Source organism: Desulfurellaceae bacterium (genome assembly GCA_021296095.1).
Classification (GTDB): domain Bacteria; phylum Desulfobacterota; class Binatia; order Bin18; family Bin18; genus JAAXHF01.
Genome location: JAGWBB010000011.1, coordinates 1 through 21,182, shown reverse-complemented (window position 1 = coordinate 21,182; position 21,182 = coordinate 1). Strand labels below are relative to the sequence as shown.

The window sequence follows — 21,182 nt, the reverse complement described above, 5'->3', positions numbered from 1 at the left end:
CTACCAGGGAGTTTGCGTCAGAATTAAGACAGACACCGGTCGGCGCATAGGCCGTTCCCGACACACAGAGCTATCGACATCCCTTCTCTCGCCCTCGGAAGTCGGCTATAGGAAGAGGCCATGCAGCAGCCGTTTTCCCGCTTTGCGGTCGTGCGGCCGGCCGTCCGCCGCATGCACGGCTATGTGCCCGGCGAACAGCCCCGGGAGTTGGACCGCTACATCAAGATCAATTCCAACGAGAACCCCTATCCGCCGTCGCCCCACGTCGTGCGCGCCCTGCAACGGGCGGTCGGTGACGATTCCTCCCGCCAAAGCGCGCCCGGCCACCAGCTGCGCATCTATCCGAGTCCCAGTGCCGAAGACGTGCGGCGCAAGGCGGCCGAGGTGTACGGCCTGGAGCCGGATCAGGTCCTGGTCGGCAACGGCTCGGACGACCTGCTGACCATGCTGATGCGTACCTGTATCGACCCGGGTGACCGGGTCGCCTATCCGGTCCCGACCTATAGCCTGTACGATATCCTGGTGGCCATGCAGGACGGCCGGGCTGTGCATGTACCTTGGCCCGCGGATTTTTCCCTGCCGCTCCAGGCCCTGGTCGAGAGCCGGGCCAAGCTCATCTTTGTCGCCAACCCGAATGCGCCGTTCGGCAATTTCACGCCCCTGGAGCAGCTCGAGGAGTTGGCCCGACAGACCCCGGGGCTGCTCGTGGTTGACGAGGCGTATGTGGATTTTGCCCACCACACCGCCCTGCCGCTGCTGGCCCGTTATCCCCAGGTAGTGATTCTGCGCACCCTGTCCAAGTCGTTTTCTCTGGCCGGGCTGCGGATCGGTCTGGCCTTTGGCCACCCCGAGCTGCTTGGCGAGCTGATGAAGGTCAAGGATTCGTACAACATGAACCGTCTGAGCATAGTGGCGGCGGTGGCGGCGCTCGAAGACTACGGCTGGATGCGGACCAATGTGGCCAAGATCCGGGCCACGCGCGCACGGCTAAGCGCGGCCCTCCACGACCTCGGCTATGACGTCTCCCCCTCGCAGGCGAATTTTGTGGTGGCGCGTCGGCGCGGGGTCAGCCAGCAGCCGCTGTACGAGCGGCTGAAAGCGCGGCGGATTCTGGTCCGCTATTTTTCCGAACCCGAGCTGAGCGACTGCGTGCGCATTTCGATTGGCAGTGACGAGGAGATCGATCAGCTGCTGGCCACCATGCGCCAGTTTCTAACCGAGACCGACAAAGGTGAACGTTAATGACCACTGCATCAGGAAGAGATCATCGTTTAGCACAGGCCCAGCCCAGACCCAGGGAGACAGCATGAAAATTTCACTCTTTCACCTCCCCAGCTTTTTTCCCCAGCTGCACGCCAGCGAGTACGAGTTCTACCAGAACATGCTGCTCGAAACCGATAAGGCCGAGGAGTACGGCTTTCATTCGGTGTGGTTTGCCGAGCACCATTTTTACCACTACGGCGGCCATATCCCGTCGGTGCCGGTCCTGGGCACGGCCGTGGCCCAGCGGACTACAAACATCCGTATCGGTTCCGGCATCGCCCTGCTGACGCTGCAAGACCCGATTCGGATTGCCGAGGAATTCGCCATGCTCGACTGCCTGTCGGGCGGGCGGCTGGAGTTTGGGATTGGCCGCGGCTTTCAACGGGGCGAGTTTGACGCCTTTGAGCGCGATATGGGCGATAGTCGGCGGCTGTTTGAGGAGGCCCACGACATCATCATGAAAGCCTGGACCGAGCCCCGGTTTTCCTACCAGGGAAAATTCCGTACGGTCACCGATCTGCAAGTCCTGCCCAAACCGGTCCAGAAACCGCCGCCCGTGTATGTAGCGTGCATCTTCACCCCGGAATCGTTTGAATGGACCGGCAAGCAGGGCTATCACCTCATGGTCGTGCCCTACGCCGCCGCCCAGCCCGAAGCCCTGGTCGGCCGAATCAAGCTGTTTCGTGACACGCGCACCGCCCACGGCCATACCGACGCCGCCGAAGTCCTGGGCGTGTACCATTTCTACTGCGGCGAAACGCCCGACAAGGCCAAGCACGAGCCACAGGCGGCGATGATGCGCTACCTCGAATCGGTTCAGGCGGCCAACCCCGAGTCGGCCTACTCCGATCAGTACGCGGCCTATAAAAATCTGCGCAAAGGCTTCGAGGCCATGGATTACGAGAACTATCTATATCCCCAGCGCGTGCTCTTTGGCGATCCCGAGCAGTGTATCGAGCGCATTCGGCAGATCAAAGCCTCGGGCATCACCAATGTGAGCCTGTTGGCCGACTTCGGCGGTCTGCCCCGGCAGCAGATCCTGGCCTCGCTGGATCGCTTCGGCAAACACGTCCTGCCGCACATATGAGGAGGGCAGCATGAAAATCCAACACACAAAAGGCACCGTTCCCAAACAGGCCCACGTCGCCATTCCCGAGGGGCTGTACGAAGAGGAGCACGGCCGGCAGGGCTTCTTTGGTCCGGCCAGCCAGTTCTATCACACCCATCCGCCGACCGACTGGAAGCGGATTGAGGGACCACTGCGGCCGCGGGCCTTTCACGCCTACGACCTGGTGCCGACCGACCGCGACGATCCGCGCGGCGAGCCGTGCCAGGTGTTGTACAACGACGACGTGAGTCTGTCCGTCTCGCAGCGCTCGGAGCCGATGCCGCACTGCTTTCGGAACGGCGACGGCGACGAGGTGCACTTCATCCATAAGGGCCGGGGTGTGTTGCAGAGTGATTTTGGGCCGCTGGCGTATGTCGAGGGCGACTATCTGGTAATTCCCAAAGGCACGAGCTATCGCCTCGTGCCGGACAGCCGCGACAACTTCTCGCTGATCATCGAGTCGCGCGGGCCGATCAGCTTCCCCGACCGGGCCGGTGTCGGCCATTACGCGCCGTTTGACTATGACGTGATCGAAGTGCCTGAGCCCGGACCGGTGACCGAGCAGCGCGACGAGTGGGAGCTGCGGGTTAAACGCCGTGGAGCGCACACGTCCATCTTCTACGATTTTTGTCCGCTCGACGTGGTTGGCTGGAAGGGCAGCCACTCGGTGTTCAAGCTGAACGTCAAGGACTTCCGGCCGCTGATGAGCGAGGGCGTGCATCTGCCGCCCAGCGCCCACGGGACGTTCGAAGCGGCGGGCTTTGTGATCTGTACCTTTGCCCCGCGTCCGCTTGAGGGCGACCCGCGTGCCCTGCGGGTGCCCTGGTACCACCGCAATATCGACTACGACGAGGTGTTTTTCGTCCACAGCGGCGAATTCACCCTGAGTCGCAAGAGCGGCACCACGCCCTACGGGGTGATTTCGCTGAATCCCCAGGGGCTGCACCACGGGCCGCAACCCGGGGTGTGGGAGAACAGCGTCAAGCACTGGAAGAAAGACGCCCGGCTGGAATTTGTCGCCATCAATCTGGATACCGAACAGCCGCTCCAGATGACGCCGGCAGCCTACGAGGTCGAGATCGCCGGCTATGCCGACCTGTGGGCCAAGAAGTAGCTCGTGCTGAGGGCTTTATTTCTGAGCTATGTAGCTGCTGGGTCTGAGGGGACGAGGCTGATCCGTCATGGCAACACTTGACCAGCCAGGCTTGACGAAGCGTTATGATGCCGTCACCCAAGAAAAGGCTGACGGCGTTACCTATACGCCCAAAATTCTCGCCGATTTTATTGCCCGGCAGGTTGTCCAAACCGCCGAAACACTGCCCGCTGACCGGCCCCTGCGTATCCTTGACCCCGCTGTCGGTCACGGACAGCTTCTTCTCAGTCTGCTCGAACGCTTGGCCGACCAGCCAAACCTGATGATCGAAGCCTTCGGTTTTGAGACCAACACCGAGGCGCTTGACTCCGCCAGGCGAAGCATTACGCAGCAATTCCCCAGCGTGTCACTGCATTTCGAGCCAACAAACTTTCTGGATTTTGTTCTTGAACAGTGGGGGGATGGTGAGAATGGCAACCTCTTTTGTCGCACGGTTCCAGAGGCTTACGATCTGATTATTGCCAATCCTCCCTACGTCCGTACCCAGGTTATGGGGACTACACGGGCGCGGCTCCTGTCTCGGCGGTTCGGACTATCCGGTCGCGTGGATCTCTACTACGCTTTTATCCTCGGCATATCTCAGGTGCTCGCCCCCAGAGGGCTGGCCGGGATCGTTGTTTCCAACCGTTTCATGACGACGAAGTCCGGTGCTTCTGTCCGGCGGGTTCTTCTGCAACGCTTCCATATCTCCCATATCTGGGATTTGGGAGACACGAAGCTGTTTGATGCTGCTGTCCTGCCCGCCGTTCTGGTTGCCGAAGGAACACACGGCGGCAAGGCACCCTCCCCGGAATTCACGTCGATCTACCAGACTTCTGCCCCGGCCCACGAACGGATGACCGACCCGCTGAGCGCTCTGGACAGGGAAGGCGTCATTGAACTTGCCGATGGACGACACTTTCAGGTGCAACATGGCAGGTTGGACACGAACGGTGCTGCTGACGGCGTCTGGCGTCTGACCACACAGGCCATTGACACCTGGCTGGCTACAGTCGAGGCGCGGACGTGGGGCACGTTTCGCGATATTGGAAAAATCCGGGTTGGCGTCAAGACCTGCGCCGACAAGGTGTTCATCCGCAAAGACTGGCAGGACATGTCCAAGGCAGAGCGGCCTGAGCTGCTCAAACCTCTTGCCACCCATCACCTGGCGCGTCGTTTCAAGCCCCTCATACCCGACCGGCAAAACAGCATCCTCTATCCGCATGAGGTTGTGCAGGGCCGGCGTCAGGCCGTAGTGCTGGCAAAATATCCTCGCAGCCGAGCCTACCTTGAGACTCACCGGGCCACCCTTGAAGGGCGTCAATACCTCATTGAGGCGGGACGTGAATGGTATGAAATCTGGGTCCCCCAGGATCCTGAGGCGTGGACTGATCCCAAGCTGGTGTTCCGCGATATTGCCCAAGAGCCTACATTCTGGATTGACCAGGAAGGTTCCGTGGTCAATGGTGACTGCTATTGGCTCACCTGCCAGGACTCTGTGCCCACAGACCTGCTCTGGCTGGCCGCCGCCGTCGGCAACTCCACGTTCATCGAACACTTCTACGATCATTGTTTCCACAATAAGCTGTACGCTGGTCGCCGCCGCTTCATCACCCAGTATGTTGAACGTTTTCCCCTGCCCGACCCGTATAGCGAACCCGGTCGTGCCATTGTGGCGAAAGCCAAGCACCTATACCGGTGTATTCCTTCTCCTGAAGCCCATGGCCTCCAAAAGGAGCTGGACGCCATGGTCTGGGAAGCGTTCGGTTTACGCCTTGAAAAAGTCAGTCGGTAGAGGAATCTGAAGCTTCCTGTTCAGGACCTTGCCCTGAAACTGGGGGAAGCGGGTGAAAAACCTCTCGCCAGTGGAGAGGAACAGGTGCGTCAGCGTTACGTATTTTCCGTCGCTACGCGCAGAGAGCAACGCATAGCGCACATCGCAATGGCGAATCTGCTGGCCCTCAATGTGCGGGATATCGAGAGCTTCTGTGTTATCGGGGCGCACCAATCCGAGGTCGATTGTCGGTGAGGTTTGCAGCTTCACTTCAAGAAGCTGGTGGCGCACGTCTGGAAACTGCCCGTCGTCCCGGTAGTCGGTGTAGCCGAGGCGCTGGCACACCAGCCGGTGTAAAGCCGCGCCGCGATTCCGCTCCTGGTCAGAACCAGCATCTATGAAGCCCTCTCCGACAAGATATTTCAGCCGCTCAAAAATCTCGCCAATCGGCAAGATCTGGCCTGCCTGAGGCTGGTCAGTAGGACTGGCAACGGACCCCAGATCGACGCCAGGCTGGACGATGAACTGGAGCAGCCCCGTGTCTTCGGCGGTGACGAGTTCCGCGTTTTGCGTTCCTGGGATCAGCTGCGCCTGGTACTTGTGGGTCAGCCTCCCCGTCGTGTCCAGTCGCGCCAGCGTGGTGCCGGTGACGACTTTTACTCTCGTGATGACGTCTCCCGGCCCAACTCGAACGATGACATACCGGCGTGTGGGAGCAAGCTCCTCGTTCCAGACTTGCAGATTGTTGGATTTCTGGATGTAGGTGTCAAAAAGCTGTCCTGGAAAACGCGGCCGAGTCCTTTTGAAGCGGGGTGACACCGGATAGCCGAGTGCCCGGCAGATGTATTCTTTCACCACCTTCGAGCGAGTGCGTAATGGCAGCCCATGGAGGGAAACGTCTTTCAGTGCCCGGTTGAGAATTTCTTCTAAGGTTGATGTTGGAATCCAGAGCTGCGGGTGACCAATCTCAATAGGATCGTAGATTGACAGGCCGCTTAGTTGGATTACCGCGATGTACCGCTCTAGGTCGGGATTGTTCCTTGCCATCCTTCACCGCTCCCTTGGTTAAGAGTCCAGGGACACTCACACCAAGGGCAGCGGCAAAGGTCTCTAAGGTACTGAGGGTGACATTCCGTTCGCCTCTCTCCACCGAACCCACATACGTGCGGTGTAGGTCGCACCTGTCCGCGAGCTCTTCTTGCGAGATGCACCTCGCTGTTCTGTAGGCACGGATATTATCCGCAAGTATTTGCCTTAATTCCTGACTTGGTTTTCTCAGCCGTCTACTTTCCATCTGCCCCTGGTCTCGTGCAACACTGAGAGGCTAAGCCTCTGACGATGCTGCCTATGAGTCTACAGACTACAAGTAGCAGGCTGGATACGAACAATGGAGCGTGGAGAGACAAATGTATTGGGAATCAGCCGCGTCGGACGGGTCCTTAGGTTCAGAAGGCGTAGGATGCCCGCATATAGTAGAATCCGCCGTTGTAGCCGTACGGTGAGACGACCGGGTATTTCATGCCGTGGCGGCCGGCATACTTGTTTCTGGTCGGATAGGTGTCGAGCAGGTTTTGCGCGCCAAGCGCCAGGGTCACGCCGCTGAACGCACCGCTGAAGAAGGTATGCGACGCTTCCAGGTCGAGCAGGGCGCGGGCATGGGCATGGACGGGGTTTGTGGCTCTGAAGATCGGGAAATCCTTGAAGTCGTCATGGTAGTGGAGCCGGGTGAGCAGCCGCCACGGTCCCCAGCTATGATCTGCGCTCAGCGTGAAGCGGAACTCCGGGGAGGTGTTCTCAATTTGGGCGGCCCGCAGGTCATTGGTGATTCTGGGGTTGCGCTTGTCGACCTCGGTGGTGTTCCAGTTGCCGGCAAAGGTGAACAGGGTCGAGCCGGCCCGACCGCCGAACCAGTCTAGGGGGTAGGTCGCCACGACATCCAGCCCCTGGGTCGTGGTGCTGAAGTCGTTGTTGAAGTAGCTGACCTGGCCGCCCACAATGTCGATGCCGGCGGCGGCCAGGGCGGCTCTGTCGGCCTCGGTGAGGAGGAAATTCTGGCTCAACATGATCCGACGGCGGACCTCCATATTGTAGTAGTCGGCGGTGACGGACAGGTCGCCGAGCGTGAGAATCGCGCCGAGGCTGAAGCTGGTTGAGTGTTCGGGGCCGAGCGGCTTGCCGCCCTTCTGTTGGGCAATCGGGTCGTTGCCCGACAGCACATAGGTCAGGTTCAGTTCGCCGGTCTCGGCGTTGAGGCTCGAGGTGATGTTCCGATAGTTGGCCTGCCCGACGGTTGGCGCCCGAAAGTTGGTCCCGATGGAGCCGCGCAGCGCCAACCCCCCCATGCCCCCCCTAGCAGGGGGGGGATGGGGGGAGTCCAGCGGGCGGCCAGCTTGCCATTGAGCGATTCCCCGACGCCGGCATGGTGCTCAAACCGACCCGCAGCGGTGAGCAACACATCGGCCACGACATCGGCCTCCAGGTCGAGATACGCGCCAAAACTGTCCCGGCTGGCCTCGGTCGCCTCCTCGGGCGAGGTGCCCGGGTAGCCGGAGACTGCGACCGCGAAGCCCTGTCGGGCCAGCACCTCGTCACGGAAATAGGAATTCGGTTCCCCGGTTCCGCTCTCAAAGGTTTCTTCCCGGTACTCCAGGCCGACGGCCACGTTCAGCGGAGAGGCGAACAGGCCGAGGTCGAACGGCCGGGACAGGTCGAGGTTGAAGATCTTGTCCCGCTCCTCGTACCTGCGGGTTCGGTAGCGGGTCGGAATCGCGGCCCTGAAGCGGACCAGATTCGGATTCACGCTGTTCCTGAGGTGGGTGTCCATGCTGTTCTGACCGAAGCCGGCGCTCAGGTCGTAGTGCCAGCCGTCCAGCAAAAGAGCAAACGTGTCCGCCAATATATCAAAGGTGTTGGCACGTCTACTCTTTAAGGCATAGGTGCTGCGCAGCTCCCCACGCAGGCCGAAGGCGAGACTCCAGTCGTTGACCACGCCCCGGAACCGGGGGGTGAAACCGCCCGGGAATGCCTGGGCCAGGGCGTAGCAGTCGTCCTGGCCCATTAGCGGGGCCAGCGCGGCCGGACCCTGCTCAACATAATCGCCGGCCGTGATCGTCGGGCAGTTGCCGGACATCCCGTCCGCAGACAGGTCGGCGACCAGTAGCTCGTCGCCCTGGGCGAACACGCCGGGAAAACTGGCCGGATTACGCCAGTAGAAGGTGTCTTCAATCTCGCGCTCGGCGTAGTTGCCGAAGGCGTACAGCTGGTGGTCGGTGCCGAGGTCGAGGCCGAGGTTGCCGAAGAATTTATAGTCGTAGGTCACGTCCGGTGCGCCCCAGGGCTGGGCTGCGGATCTGCGGATAAAGGCGTTGCCGTGCTCGATCATGCGCCGGGCGTCGTCGCGCTGCACGCTGCGGTTGGTCGAATCGGCGTTGGTGAACTCGAAGCTGAAGTTGGCAAAGCCGGCCTCGGTCAGCGGCAGGCCGAGGTTGCCCGCGACATTCAGCCGGTCGCCGTCGCCGTGGTAGTACTGGCCCAGGTTGGTCTCCAGGCTGCCGCCCTCGGGCGCGTCGCGCAGCACGAAATTCAGCACTCCGGCCACCGCGTCGGAGCCATACTGGGCGCCGGCGCCGTCGCGCAGGACTTCGACGCGTTTGAGGGCGATGGACGGGATGGAGGCGATATCCGTCCCATGCGAACCGCTGGCCAAACCGTAACTCCAGCGGGTAATCGCCGAGGAACGGTGGCGGCGTTTGCCGTTGACCAGCACCAGGGTCGAGTCGGGCGGCAGGCCGCGCAGCTTGGCCGGGCGGACCAGGGCGGCCTCAACACCGATGCCGTACTGAAAGACCTTGTAGGAGGGGACGGTCGCCGACAGCAGGTCGTTCATATCCGTGGTGCCGTAGTGCTTGAGGCTGTCGCCATCAATCACGTCTACCGGTACGGGCGAATCTGCGGCCGAGCGGCCCGCCGACCGGGAGCCAACTACCCGGATTTCTTCAAGGCCGACGACCCTGTCGGCCTGGGCGGCCTGCTGCGCCCCGGCCGGTGCTGAGATCAGCAAGACCAGGAGTGACACCAGGAGACCGGATTGCCCGAGTTTCCTCATGCGTTTTCCTCGCCTGTTCATCGCGCCTGGTGGGTGAGCGCCAGCAAGAGTCAATGTGTCAACAGCTGATATCTCTTGGAGGACACGTTCACTCTTTGTTTCAGAATGCGTACGACGCCCTGAAGTAGTAGAAGCCGCCGTTGTAGCCATACGGTGAGGCGACCGGATACTTCTGGCCGGCATCATATGCATCGCGATGCAGCCGTCCGACCTTGGTCGGATAGGTGTCGAGCAGATTGTCCGCACCGACCGCCACCGTCATCCCGAAGCCGAACGTGTATGACGCTTCCAGGTCGAGTAATGCCCGGGCCTTGGGGCGGAGGGGGGGGCTGATAAAATAATCCTGGTACGGCTCGGTGAATTGGTCGTAGTAGTGCAGCCGGGCGAGGAGCCGCCATGGGCCCCAGGTGTGGTCCGCCATCAGCGAGAAGCGGAATTCCGGCTCAATCTCTTCAACCTGGACTTTGCGCACCGAATCGATGACCTGCGCGTCAATCGAATCAAGATTGAGTTTGGTGTCGTTCCAGTTGCCAGCGAAGGTCAACAGAGTCGTGCCGATGTTGCCGCCGAACAGTTCCAGAGGGTAGGTTGCCACCAGATCGATGCCCTGGGTGTAGGTCTCGAACGCGTTGGCAAAGAACTTGACGGTCGTCACGCCCCGATTGTCGACGCCCCGAGCCGCCAGGGCGGTGATATCTTGAGCGGTGATGCTTTGGGGGGCGGTCAGCCCAATCCGGTTTCTGACTTCTATGTTGTAGTAGTCCAGGGTGACGGACAGCTCGCCAAGGGTCAGCACCGTGCCGATGGAAAAAGAGAAGGAGGTCTCGGGCGTGAGCGGCTTGGCCCCCTTTTGTTGCGCAATCGGGTCGCTCGCCGGCAGCGTGGGCTGCTCGGTGAGGATACCGTGTTCGTCAAGGCCGAAGGTCGTATCCCGGTAGAGGACCTGCCCCACGGTCGGGGCGCGAAAGCCGGTGCCCAGCGAGCCGCGCAGCGCCAGATAGTCCGCGATCACGTCCCAGCGGCCGGCCAGCTTGCCGTCCAAAGACTCGCCGATGCCTTCATGGTGTTCGAAGCGGCCGGCGGCGTTGAGCAGTACGCTCTCGATGACGTCGGCTTCGAGGTCGAGATAGGCACCGAAGCTGCCCCGTTCGGCCTCCACGGCATTCTCCGGGCGGATGCCGGGATAGGCTTGGCCGCCGATGTCGAACCCCTGGGCCGCGAGACCATATTCCTTCGCTTGTCCGTCGCATTCTCCCTGGTCGTCGATGCACCAGCCGTTTTTCTCGCCGGATTCGATCTCGTACTCTTCCTCGCGGTACTCCAGCCCGAAGGCCACGTTCAGCGGAGAGTAGAAGAGGTCGGTATCGAACAGCCGGGAGAGGTCGAGGTTGAAGGTCTTGTCCCGCTCCTCGTAGGCGCGTCCAAAGTATTCTGTCGGCATGTCCTCTCTGAGGCGCAGGAGTTGCGGGTTGACGGTGTTCCAGATGAAGTATGTCGTGCGGTGCTGACCGAACACGGCGCTCATGTCGTAGTTCCAGCCGTCGAGCAGCAGGGAGGCGCTCCGCAGTGTCCCGCGCAGGCCGAAGGCGATACTCCAGTCTTCCACATTGCCGCGCATCCGCGGGGTGAAGCCCCCCGACAAATTCTGGGCGAGCGCGTAGCAGTTCGGGTTGCCCTGCAGCGGGGCCAGCGCGGCCATGCCGTTTTGCGCAAACTCGCTCCGCGGGATGGTTGGACAGTTGCCGGATCGTCCGTCAGGTGACAGGTCGGCGACCAGCACGTTCCCACTATCTTCATAGACCCCGCCTATCGAGGCCGGAGACCCATACTGAGCAGTTGGGGAGCGGAAATACCACGAGTCCAGGATCTCGCGTTCGGCCCAGTTGCCGAAGGCGTAGGCGTGGTGGTGGTCGCCGAGGTCGAGGCCGAGGTTGCCGAAGAATTTGTAATCGTACGGCACGTCCGCCGCGCCCCAGACCATCGCCGGAGATTTGACGGGCAGACCCGCTCCTCTCAGCGACTTCTCCGAGTCGAGCGCATAGCTGCGGTCGGTTGAGTCAGAGTTGACGAACTCGAAGCTGAAATTGGCGAAACCGGCGTCGGTCAGCGGCAGCCCAATGTTGGCCGCCGTGCTCACCGAGTCGCCGTCGCCCTGGTAGTACTGGCCCCAGCGAGCTTCGAGCGTGCCGCCCTCGGGCGCGTCACGCAGCACGAAGTTCATGACCCCGGCTACCGCGTCGGAGCCGTACTGGGCGCCCGCCCCGTCACGCAGTACCTCGACGCGTTTGAGGGCGATGGCCGGGATCGAACGAATGTCGGCGCCGTGCGCCCCCTGGGCCTGGCCAAAGGTGAAGATGCTGATCGCCGACGAGCGGTGGCGGCGTTTGCCGTTGATCAGCACCAGGGTCGAGTCCGGCGGCAGGCCGCGCAGCTTGGCCGGGCGGACCAGCGCGTTGGCATCGCCGATGGCGTGTTGGGTGACGTTGTAGGACGGAATAGTGGCGGCCAGCAGGTTGTTGAGATCTCGCACGCCGTAGTTCTGGAAACTGTCACCGTCGATGATATCGACCGGCACAGGCGAATCTGCGGCCGAGCGACCGGGTAGCCGGGAGCCGACGACTCGCAGCTCGTCGAGGCCGACGACCTCGTCCTGCGGCTGCGCCTCCTGGGCTCCTGCCGGCGCAGAGCTTCCCACAAACAGTAGGACTCCCACCAACCCCCCTAACCATATTCCGACTCGTTTCATGCTAACTCATTGTATGTCTAGGTCGACTAACCATCTGACAACATTCCTCCGTAACTTATGCAGGTGAGCCAGAAAGAGCAAGTGGAGATGCTTGTCAAGAAGAGGCTTTCGGGCAATAGTGCCGGGCAAGACTTTTCGCGCTGCCTGTCTATGTGTGAACATAACAAGAGGTGAACAATGTCCGCCGCACCGCCTGGCCCCAGCCCGGACATCCGCTATGAACCCGACGAACGGCCGCCGCATCTGCTGTCCTTTGGCCTCGGCTTTCAGTACGCCCTGCTGGTGCTGGCCGGCATCGTGCTGACCCCGGCGATTGTGATCCGGGCGGCCAGCCAGAGCGAGGCCTACCTGTCCTGGGCGATCTTCGCGGCGCTGGTGATCTGCGGGCTGACGACCACCCTGCAGGCCGCCCGGCTGTGGCGCATCGGCTCCGGTCACGTCCTCATCATGGGCACCTCCGGCACCTTCATTGCCGTGTGCATCGCGGCCCTGGTCGAGGGTGGGCCGGGTCTGCTGGCGACCCTCATCGTTGTCTCGTCGCTGTTCCAGTTCGCGCTGTCGGCGCGGCTGGCCCTGCTGCGCCGGATCATCACGCCGGTCGTGTCGGGGACGGTGATCGCCCTGATCGCCGTCACCATCATGCCGATCATGTTCCAGCTGTTGACCGAGGTGCCCGAGGGCACGCCGTTGGCTGCGGCTCCGGTAAGCGCTGCGGTGACTCTGGTCACCAGCGTCGCCTTCGTGCTGCGCGCCTCGGGCATCTGGCGCCTGTGGGCGCCGGTCATCGGCATTGGCGTGGGCTGTGTGGCTGCCTCACTGTTCGGTCTGTATGACACTGAGCAGGTGGGTGCGGCCGCCTGGGTTGGCTTCCCGACGGGTGGCTGGGCGGGGTTTGACCTGAGCTTTGGTCCTGCCTTCTGGGCGCTCTTGCCGGCCTTTGTGTTCGTGACCTTGGTCGGGGCGATTGAGACGGTCGGCGATACGGTCGCCGTGCAGCGGGTCTCGTGGCGTACGCCGCGGGCGGTCGATTTCCGCACGGTGCAGGGCTCGCTGGCCGCCGACGGTCTGGGTAATCTGCTGTCCGGCTTTGCCGCAACCGTGCCAAATACAACCTACTCGTCGAGTGTTCCGCTGGCCGAACTGACCGGCGTGGCCGCCCGCAGCGTTGGGGTGTGCATGGGGATCATCTTTGTCGTGCTGGCCTTTTTCCCCAAAGTCACGGCGCTGCTGCTGGCCATTCCAAACCCGGTGGTCGGTGCCTATGCGATCATCCTGTTCGGGCTGCTGTTCATGCAGGGGATGAAGATCGTCGTCCAGGACGGTATTGATTACCGTAAGGCCGTGGTGGCCGGACTCTCTTTCTGGATCGGCGTGGGCTTCCAGAATGGAGTGATCTTCGCCGACTATTTCAATGAGACCTGGGGTGCCTTGCTGGGCAACGGCATGACCATGGGCGGCCTGGCCGCAGTCGTGCTGAGCTTGTTCATGGAGGTGACCGGACCGCGCCGCCGGCTTGAGATGGGCTTGAACATCGAGGCCGTGCCGAACATTGAGCGTTTTCTGCGCGGTTTTGCCTCGCGGCTGGGCTGGAATACCGAGTCAACCGAACGCCTGTGCTCGGCTGGCGAAGAGACCTTGCTGACCCTGCTGCGGCCAGAGCAGGGCGAGCAGGCGGATGAAGGACGGCGCCTGCTGGTGGTTGCGCGCAGCGACGCGAACGCCGCAGAGTTGGAGTTTGTGTCCGCGACCGGTGAGCAGAACCTTGAGGACCAGCTGGCGCTGCTTGAGGAAGGCGCGGCCGGGACGCCGGCTGAGGATGAGCTGTCGCTGCGCCTGCTGCGCCACTTCGCCTCGTCGGTGCGTCACCAGCAGTATCACGACACGGCTGTGGTGACGGTCCGGGTCGAGGCCAGCGGCGTCGGATAGAGCGTCGGGGTATTGTGAAACCTTATGTTTTTCAGACCTTTAGCATTTTATTGGGCGCTATCGGACAGCGATTTCTCCGTTTACTCAGCCGCCCCGATATGCTAAGCACGAGACCAGAATTCACCGCGCAGGAGGGCCATTCCCATGTCAGGCCACTCTAAATGGAGTACGATCAAGCACAAAAAGGCGGTCAAGGATGCCCGCCGGGGCAAACTGTTCAACAAACTGATTAAAGACCTGACTATTTCAGCCCGCACCGGCGGCAGTGATGTGTCGGCCAACCCACGTCTGCGGACGGCTCTGGCTGCGGCCAAGGCGGCCAGCATGCCGAACGACACAATTGAGCGGGCGATCAAAAAAGGCGCTGGCGAACTCGAAGGCGTCCATTATGAGGAGGTGGTGTACGAGGGCCATGGGCCGGGCGGGGTGGCGATCATGCTGCAAGTCCTGACCGATAACAAAAACCGCACGGTGGCCGAAATTCGCCATTTCCTGACCAAGCATGGCGGTAGCCTGGGCACCTCGAATTCGGTTGCCTGGATGTTTGATAAGAAGGGCATTATTTCGGTTGAAGCCGAGCAGGTTGACGAAGACCAACTGATGGAGATCGTCCTCGAAGCCGGGGCGGAAGACGTGAGTGGCGGCGAGGGCGCGTTCGAGGTGGTGACCAGCCCGGAGGATTTTGACGCGGTGCACACCGCGCTTGAGCAGGCCGATCTGGCCATGCGGTCGGCTGAGGTGACGCTCATCCCCCAAAACACGGTCAGCCTGTCCGGGAAAGAGGCCGAGCAGGCGTATAAACTGCTTGATGTGTTACAGGAACACGACGATATCCAGAGTGTGGCCGCTAACTGTGAGTTCTCTGAAGACGACTTCGAGCGCTTGAGCGCGGCCTGATCACGAAAAGAGGCGGGGACAACACTCGTCGGCGTCACCGCATCGGCATGCTGACGGGTTCGATGAGGAGGAGACAGGTGGGACGCACGGAAACAGCACAACGGGTGCTCGGGGTTGACCCCGGGACGCGGCAGACGGGCTGGGGCATTGTTGACCGCCGAGGCCGGAACCTCGCTTTTTGTGCCGGTGGCGTAATCTCGACCGCCGGCTTCTCCTCCCTGCCGGAACGGCTGCGGGTGGTGCACGCCGGCATCGCCGAGGTGATCGAGCAATGGACGCCTCATACCCTGAGTCTGGAAAAAGCGTTTGTGGCCTACAATGTCCAGAGCGCGTTTCGGCTCGGCGAAGCGCGGGGCGTGATCCTGCTGGCCGCCGCGCAGGCCGGGCTGCACATTGCCGAGTACAATCCGACCGAGATCAAGGCTGCGGTGGTCGGTTATGGCCGGGCGGATAAGACCCAGGTGCAGAAAGCGGTGTTTGCTCTGTTGGGCAATACACAGGCTTTGCCGACCAGCCCGGACGCCACGGACGCCTTGGCCGCAGCGGTGTGCCACTGTCATACCTCACCGCTGGCGACCCAAATGCAGGCCCAGCTGGCCGCGATTACCTCTGGTCAGCGCAAAAGCGGTCCGCGCTCATGGCGCCAGGTGTCTGTCGACAGTTTGGCTCCCGAGCGCGTGGTCGGGGGGGCGACACGAGGCCGGGGCTGACGATGATTGCGCGTCTGAGCGGAAGAGTCGAAGACAAAGCGCCGGATCACCTGATCGTCGATGTCGGGGGGGTGGGCTATCAGGTGTTTGTCTCGCTCCAGACGTTCTATCGCCTGCCCGAGCGAGGCCAGCCGGTCAGCCTGCATATCCATACCCATGTACGTGAAGATGTCTTGCAGCTGTTCGGCTTTCTCGATGAGCAGGAAAAGGCCGGTTTCGTGCTGCTCAAGGGGGTGAGCGGGATCGGCCCCCGACTGGCCGTCAGCATTTTATCCGGCATTCCGGTTGAGGATCTTGAGGACGCCCTGCGCGCCGGGGATGTGACCCGGCTGCTGGCGGTTCCGGGGGTCGGGCGAAGAACGGCCGAGCGTTTGGTCGTCGAGCTGCGGGAAAAGGTCGGGACGCTTCCCGGCAGTGACGGCGCGGCCGTTCCCGGTGCCCAGATTCCGGTTTCCACGGATGCGGTGTCGGCCCTGGTCAACCTGGGCTATCGTCAGTCCCAAGCCGAAAAAGCGGTCCAGCGCGCCCTGCGGGATGGCCGCTCGACGCTGACCGATATTATCCAGGAGTCACTACGGAGTCTGAGCGCGTGAGCGAGCCAAAAGCATCATCCAGAGACCCCGTGCTCGATCTGAGCCCGTCGCCGGAAGACGGCGGCGAGGCGGTCGAGAGCGGCGGCGAAGCGCGGCTTGAGGGCTCGCTGCGTCCCCGTAGCCTGGACGACTACATCGGCCAGGAGAGCACCAAACAGAACCTGCGCATCGCCATTCAGGCGGCCAAACAACGTGGTGACGTGCTCGATCACCTGCTGTTTTACGGTCCTCCAGGGCTGGGCAAGACCTCAATGGCCCATATCATTGCCCGAGAAATGGGGGTGGATATTCGGGCCACGACCGGGCCGGTGATTGAACGGCCGGGCGATCTGGCGGCCATCCTGACCAATCTCGAAGACGGGGACGTGCTGTTCATCGACGAAATTCACCGCCTGAACCGGGTGATCGAAGAATTTCTGTATCCGGCCATGGAGGATTTTCAGCTCGACCTGGTGGTCGGCCAAGGGCCCTCGGCCCGCACCGTCAAGCTGTCGCTTAAGCACTTTACCCTGGTCGGCGCGACGACCCGCTCGGGCCTGCTGACCTCGCCCCTGCGCGACCGTTTTGGCTCGACCTTTCGCCTCGACTTTTACCGGGCGTCCGAGTTGGACCAGATTATTCGTCGTTCGGCCGCTATCCTGCATATGACGATTGACCCCGACGGGGTAGCCGAAATTGCGCGCCGGTCGCGCGGCACGCCGCGGATTGCCAATCGTCTGCTGCGGCGGGTCCGCGACTTCGCCCAGGTCAAGGCCGACTCAGTGGTCAGCCTGGAGGTGGCCCAGGCCGCGCTGCAGCTGCTGGAGGTTGACGAGGTCGGTTTTGACAAAATGGACCGGACTGTCCTGCTGACGATTATCGACAAGTTTCAGGGTGGCCCGGTCGGGATCGAAACGATCGCGGCGGCTATCGGCGAAGAGAAGAATACGATTGAAGACGTGTACGAGCCGTATCTGCTCCAGGAGGGCTATCTGCAGCGCACCCCCCGTGGGCGGCTGGCGACCCTGAAAGCCTATACCCATTTTGATAGAGCCCCCGGCGGCGGGACAGACGGCTCGGGTCAGGACCGGCTGTTCTGAACCCCGCGACCGTCGAGCAGGTGAGACCTATGGACACGCGACCGTCGTCCGCTTCCCCGCCCCCAGAGTCCGAGCAGGCCAAACGCCGGCGGCGCTGGGAAGGTGTGCTGATTCTGATCGCCGCTCTTGGCGTCGGGCTGTTTGCCGTCTTTCAGAGCCCACTGCCGCAGCTCAGCAATACCCACAGCCTGAGCAGCAACATTGTCTTTGTGCTGCTGATCAACCTCAATATCATCCTGCTCGTCCTGCTCGTCTTTCTGGTCGGTCGCAATCTGGTCAAACTCTTTTACGAGCGACGGCAGAAGCTGCCGGGCGCGTATTTACGCTTTCAGCTGGTCCTGGCCTTTGTGGCGATTTCCCTGCTGCCGGCCATTCTGCTGTTGTTAATCGGCATCGGTTTTGTCAACCGGTCCATCGACAACTGGTTTTCCAGCGAGATCGAAAACTCGCTGGGCGGAGCGCTCAGCGTTGTCGATGCCTTCTACGACCATTTGGCCGACGAGGCCCTGTTCCACGCCCGCGGCTTGGCCACCGAGGTGGCGGCTCAGGAGGTGACCGCCGGGCACGGTCAGGCGCTGGTGGCGCTGCTCGAGCAGACCCGTCAGCGCTTTGAGCTGGGCCGGATTCTGGTCTTCGATCCCCAGCGGCAGCTGGTGGCCAGCGCCTCGGGATCGGACCGCGCGCTGAGTGGGGACGGCGGCATGGACGCCGAACTGCTTGAGCGGGTATTCCGCAGTACCGCCGTCCGCCAGACCTATTTCCTGGGCCAGACCGAGGTCGTGCGTGGCGGTGTGCCCATCCTGGACCGCGGGCAGGTGGCCGGAGCGGTCGTCGTCGAATACGCGGTGCCGCCCCATGTGGCCCGCCAGGGAAGCCAGGTGGCGGACGCCTTCCGCGAGTATCGGCAGCTGCGGATTCTCAAGCAGCCGATGAAGAATAACTATTTGATCACCATGTTCCTGGTCACCCTGGTCGCGGTCTTTGCTGCGGTGTGGCTGGGTTTCTTTTTGTCGAAGAAGATCGCTGTTCCCCTTCAACAGCTGGCTGCGGCAACTCGTGAGGTGGCCCAAGGCCACTGGACCCATCGCCTTGAGGGCGAGGGCGAGGACGAGGTCGGGACCCTGGTGGCCGCCTTCAACCGGATGACGACCGACCTGCAGCAGAGCCACCACGAGTTGGAAGCCCGCCGGCGCTACATGGAAATCCTGTTGGCCAATATGAACACCGGGGTCGTCTCCCTGGACCGGACCGGCCTGGTTTCGACGGTCAATCGGGCTGCCGAACAGCTGCTCGGGGTAGCGGCCGAGCGGGCCGTTGAGCGAGACTACCATGAGGTGTTCGGGGCGGACGAGTTCGCCGAACTGCGACGGATGGTCAGCGCCCTGCTGAGCGAATCGCTCGACAGCCCGAACGTCGGGGATGAGAGCGGTCCCAAAAACCAGGCCCAGCTGCGCCTGCTGCGCGATGACCACGCCCTGACCCTGCTGGTGACGGCCGCGCCGCTGACCGATGAGCGTGGGGATGTGTTGGGCGGAGTGTGCTTTTTTGAGGATGTGACGCAGATCATCCGGGTTGAACGCATGGAAGCCTGGCGCGAGGTCGCCTACCGGATTGCCCACGAAATCAAAAATCCGCTGACTCCGATTCAGCTCGCCGCTCAGCGCCTGCACCGCCGCTTTGCGCCGCAGCTGTCCGATTCCCAGGGCGTTTTTGACGAGTGTGTCCAGAGCATTGCCCATGAGGTCGATACGATTAAACGGCTGGTCAACGAGTTTTCGACCTTTGCCCGCCTGCCGACCGCCGAGTACCGGCCGGAGAACCTGAACGCCCTGATCCAGGAGGTGATTGTCATCTTTTCCGAGGCGCACCGGGACCTGGAGTTCAGCCTGGCCCACGACCCTGAGCTGCCGCTGTTGGACCTCGACCGCGAGGGTATCAAACGGATGATTCGCAACCTGCTGGACAACGCCGTGGCCGCCTGTCGGACACCCCTTGACGGCGGCGCCAATGGTGCCCCGGGGCGCATTGAGGTGGTGACCCGCTTTTTCCGCTCGGGCGGCATCGTCCGACTTGAGGTGACTGACACCGGCTGCGGTATTCCGGCCGAGATCAAGGACCGTTTGTTCGAGCCCTATTTTTCGACCAAAAAAGACGGCACGGGTCTGGGCTTGGCGATAGCGGCCACGGTGGTGGCCGACCATCAGGCGTTCTTGCGCGTGCGGGACAACCTCCCCCACGGCAGTCGCTTTATCATTGAGCTGCCGGTTCGCCGGCGGGAGCAGCTGAGCCCGGACCGGGCCGCGTCGCCACAGCCGAGTGCAAACGGCCAGTACAGCTAGGAGGACGGTATGCAGGAGACCATTCTGGTGGTGGATGATGAGGAACAGATTCGAACCACCCTGCGCGGCATTCTGGGCGATGAGGGATTTCAGGTCTTGGACACTGGTGACGGGACCCAGATCCTCGACCTCGTGCGTACCCGTCAGCCCCGGCTGGTCATTCTCGATATCTGGATGCCACAGCTCGACGGGATCAGTCTGCTCGAACAGCTGAAAACCCAGCGACCGGAGTTGCCGGTCATCGTCATTTCCGGCCACGGGACGATTGAGACGGCCGTCCGGGCAACCAAGCTGGGGGCGACCGATTTTATTGAAAAACCGTTCTCGCTCGAAGCCCTGCTGCGCTCGGTGTATCGGGCGATCGGGCGTGAGGCGGCTGGTTCTGCGGCCCGGGGAGAATCCCGCGACCTGCCACCCAGCCGTCAGGCTGCCGTGCGGCCGCGCGAGTGTGTTCAGGCCCGGACCATTGGGCACAGTGTCGTGCTGCGCGGTCAGGGCTTGCACTCCGGAGTGCGCACCGGGGTGATCCTGCAGCCGCTGCCGCCCGGTAGCGGGATTGTGTTCGGCTCTTTATCGACCGACGTGGTGATTCCGGCCTCGGTCGAGTATGTCGGCTCGACCGGCTATGCGACGAGTCTGTACCGAGACGGTGCTGTGGCGCGGACGATTGAGCATCTGATGGCGGCCCTGCACGGCTATGGCATCAGCAATCTGATGGTCAAGATGCAGGATGAGATTCCGATTCTGGACGGCTCGGCGCGTGAGTTCTGTCAGCTGCTCGACGAAGCCGGCGTCGTCGAGCAGGACGAGACGGTTGAGGTCATTGCGGTTGACCGGCCGTATCAGGTCGGCGACGAGGGGGGCGGTAAGAGGCTGCGCATTGAGCCGGCCGACCATTTCTCGGTCCGTTATATTCTCGAGTATCCCCCGCCGGTTGGCCGTCAGGAACACGACTATATCCACCACGGGACCGAGAGCTTTCGTGCCGAAATTGCCCCGGCCCGCACCTTCGGATTTTTGAAAGAAGTCCAGGCCCTGGAACAGATGGGCCTGGCCAACGGTGGACGGCTGGACAACTGTATTTTGATCGGCGACCAGGGCGTGATTAACCCCCCGCTGCGTTTTGACGACGAACTCGCCCGTCACAAAGTCCTGGACCTGATTGGCGACCTCTACCTGTTGGGCCGGCCGCTGCGGGCCAGGGTGACGGCCGACCGGACCGGCCACAGCGATAATATCGCCCTGGTTCGAGTCCTGCGCGAGGAGTTGGGATTACTCCCGACGCTGCACTGAAGAGCCGCTGAATGGCGGCCAGCACGCACCTGTGTGGAAAACCGGCTCTGACCGGCTATGATGGAGGCATGATCAAACGCTGGCTATACCTCAGCCTCGCTGGCTGCCTCCTTTTTGCGCTCCCTGTCGGATTGGTGGCCGACGGCTTTGGCCAGAGCCGTCCGTCCTTCAGCCAGATTGTCCGCTACGTCCAACTCGCCCAGCTCGAACGGGTGAC

General features: G+C 62.2%; 16 protein-coding genes. 11 read left to right on the top strand and 5 right to left on the bottom strand.

Going from position 1 to position 21,182, the window contains the following annotated elements; all coding sequences use genetic code 11:
- Positions 1–120 precede the first annotated feature (120 nt).
- From hisC to J4F42_04180, 4 genes are all read left to right on the top strand, one after another.
- A complete protein-coding gene (gene hisC / locus J4F42_04195; protein ID MCE2484687.1) occupies positions 121–1,242 on the top strand; it encodes a histidinol-phosphate transaminase in 1,122 nt (373 codons plus the stop codon).
- A 64-nt stretch (positions 1,243–1,306) separates the two neighbouring features.
- Positions 1,307–2,350 (top strand): LLM class flavin-dependent oxidoreductase, encoded by a 1,044-nt coding sequence (locus tag J4F42_04190; protein MCE2484686.1) that lies wholly within the window; start codon positions 1,307–1,309, stop codon positions 2,348–2,350.
- Positions 2,351–2,360: 10 nt separating this feature from the next.
- Entirely contained in the window at positions 2,361–3,485 is a 1,125-nt protein-coding gene (locus J4F42_04185) for a homogentisate 1,2-dioxygenase (protein ID MCE2484685.1), read from the top strand.
- A 67-nt stretch (positions 3,486–3,552) separates the two neighbouring features.
- Entirely contained in the window at positions 3,553–5,298 is a 1,746-nt protein-coding gene (locus J4F42_04180) for an N-6 DNA methylase (GenBank protein ID MCE2484684.1), read from the top strand.
- Here the strand turns inward: J4F42_04180 and J4F42_04175 are convergent.
- The 5 genes from J4F42_04175 to J4F42_04155 all read right to left on the bottom strand — a co-directional run bounded on the left by J4F42_04175 (position 5,272) and on the right by J4F42_04155 (position 12,095).
- Positions 5,272–6,324, bottom strand: coding sequence for a restriction endonuclease (locus J4F42_04175; GenBank protein ID MCE2484683.1), 1,053 nt, complete (start codon positions 6,322–6,324; stop codon positions 5,272–5,274). The two genes, J4F42_04180 and J4F42_04175, sit on opposite strands and share 27 nt — an antisense overlap.
- Positions 6,245–6,571, bottom strand: a complete 327-nt coding sequence (locus J4F42_04170; GenBank protein MCE2484682.1) for a helix-turn-helix transcriptional regulator — start codon at positions 6,569–6,571, stop codon at positions 6,245–6,247. The genes J4F42_04175 and J4F42_04170 overlap by 80 nt, the downstream gene beginning before the upstream one ends.
- 151 nt (positions 6,572–6,722) lie before the next feature.
- Entirely contained in the window at positions 6,723–7,619 is an 897-nt protein-coding gene (locus tag J4F42_04165) for a TonB-dependent receptor (GenBank protein ID MCE2484681.1), read from the bottom strand.
- Positions 7,505–9,382 (bottom strand): TonB-dependent receptor plug domain-containing protein, encoded by a 1,878-nt coding sequence (locus J4F42_04160; protein MCE2484680.1) that lies wholly within the window; start codon positions 9,380–9,382, stop codon positions 7,505–7,507. Before J4F42_04160 ends, J4F42_04165 begins: the two co-directional genes overlap by 115 nt.
- A 100-nt stretch (positions 9,383–9,482) precedes the next feature.
- Complete coding sequence (locus tag J4F42_04155; GenBank protein ID MCE2484679.1) at positions 9,483–12,095, bottom strand: TonB-dependent receptor; 2,613 nt, start codon at positions 12,093–12,095, stop codon at positions 9,483–9,485.
- A gap of 210 nt (positions 12,096–12,305) precedes the next feature.
- On the opposite strand from J4F42_04155, the gene J4F42_04150 reads away from it, so the two are divergent.
- The 7 genes from J4F42_04150 to lpxC all read left to right on the top strand — a co-directional run bounded on the left by J4F42_04150 (position 12,306) and on the right by lpxC (position 20,965).
- Entirely contained in the window at positions 12,306–14,054 is a 1,749-nt protein-coding gene (locus tag J4F42_04150) for a hypothetical protein (protein ID MCE2484678.1), read from the top strand.
- Positions 14,055–14,198: 144 nt separating this feature from the next.
- Positions 14,199–14,951, top strand: coding sequence for a YebC/PmpR family DNA-binding transcriptional regulator (locus J4F42_04145; GenBank protein MCE2484677.1), 753 nt, complete (start codon positions 14,199–14,201; stop codon positions 14,949–14,951).
- A gap of 77 nt (positions 14,952–15,028) precedes the next feature.
- Positions 15,029–15,661 carry a crossover junction endodeoxyribonuclease RuvC gene (ruvC, locus tag J4F42_04140; GenBank protein ID MCE2484676.1) on the top strand — a complete coding sequence of 211 codons (633 nt, stop codon included), beginning with the start codon at positions 15,029–15,031 and terminating at the stop codon, positions 15,659–15,661.
- A gap of 2 nt (positions 15,662–15,663) precedes the next feature.
- Positions 15,664–16,254 (top strand): Holliday junction branch migration protein RuvA, encoded by a 591-nt coding sequence (ruvA, locus tag J4F42_04135; protein MCE2484675.1) that lies wholly within the window; start codon positions 15,664–15,666, stop codon positions 16,252–16,254.
- A 38-nt stretch (positions 16,255–16,292) separates the two neighbouring features.
- Positions 16,293–17,333, top strand: coding sequence for a Holliday junction branch migration DNA helicase RuvB (gene ruvB, locus J4F42_04130; protein MCE2484674.1), 1,041 nt, complete (start codon positions 16,293–16,295; stop codon positions 17,331–17,333).
- A gap of 29 nt (positions 17,334–17,362) precedes the next feature.
- Positions 17,363–19,672 carry a HAMP domain-containing protein gene (locus tag J4F42_04125; GenBank protein MCE2484673.1) on the top strand — a complete coding sequence of 770 codons (2,310 nt, stop codon included), beginning with the start codon at positions 17,363–17,365 and terminating at the stop codon, positions 19,670–19,672.
- 9 nt (positions 19,673–19,681) lie between these two features.
- Positions 19,682–20,965: a UDP-3-O-[3-hydroxymyristoyl] N-acetylglucosamine deacetylase gene (gene lpxC, locus J4F42_04120; protein ID MCE2484672.1), complete on the top strand. Its 1,284-nt coding sequence runs from the start codon at positions 19,682–19,684 to the stop codon at positions 20,963–20,965.
- Positions 20,966–21,182: the final 217 nt, after the last annotated feature.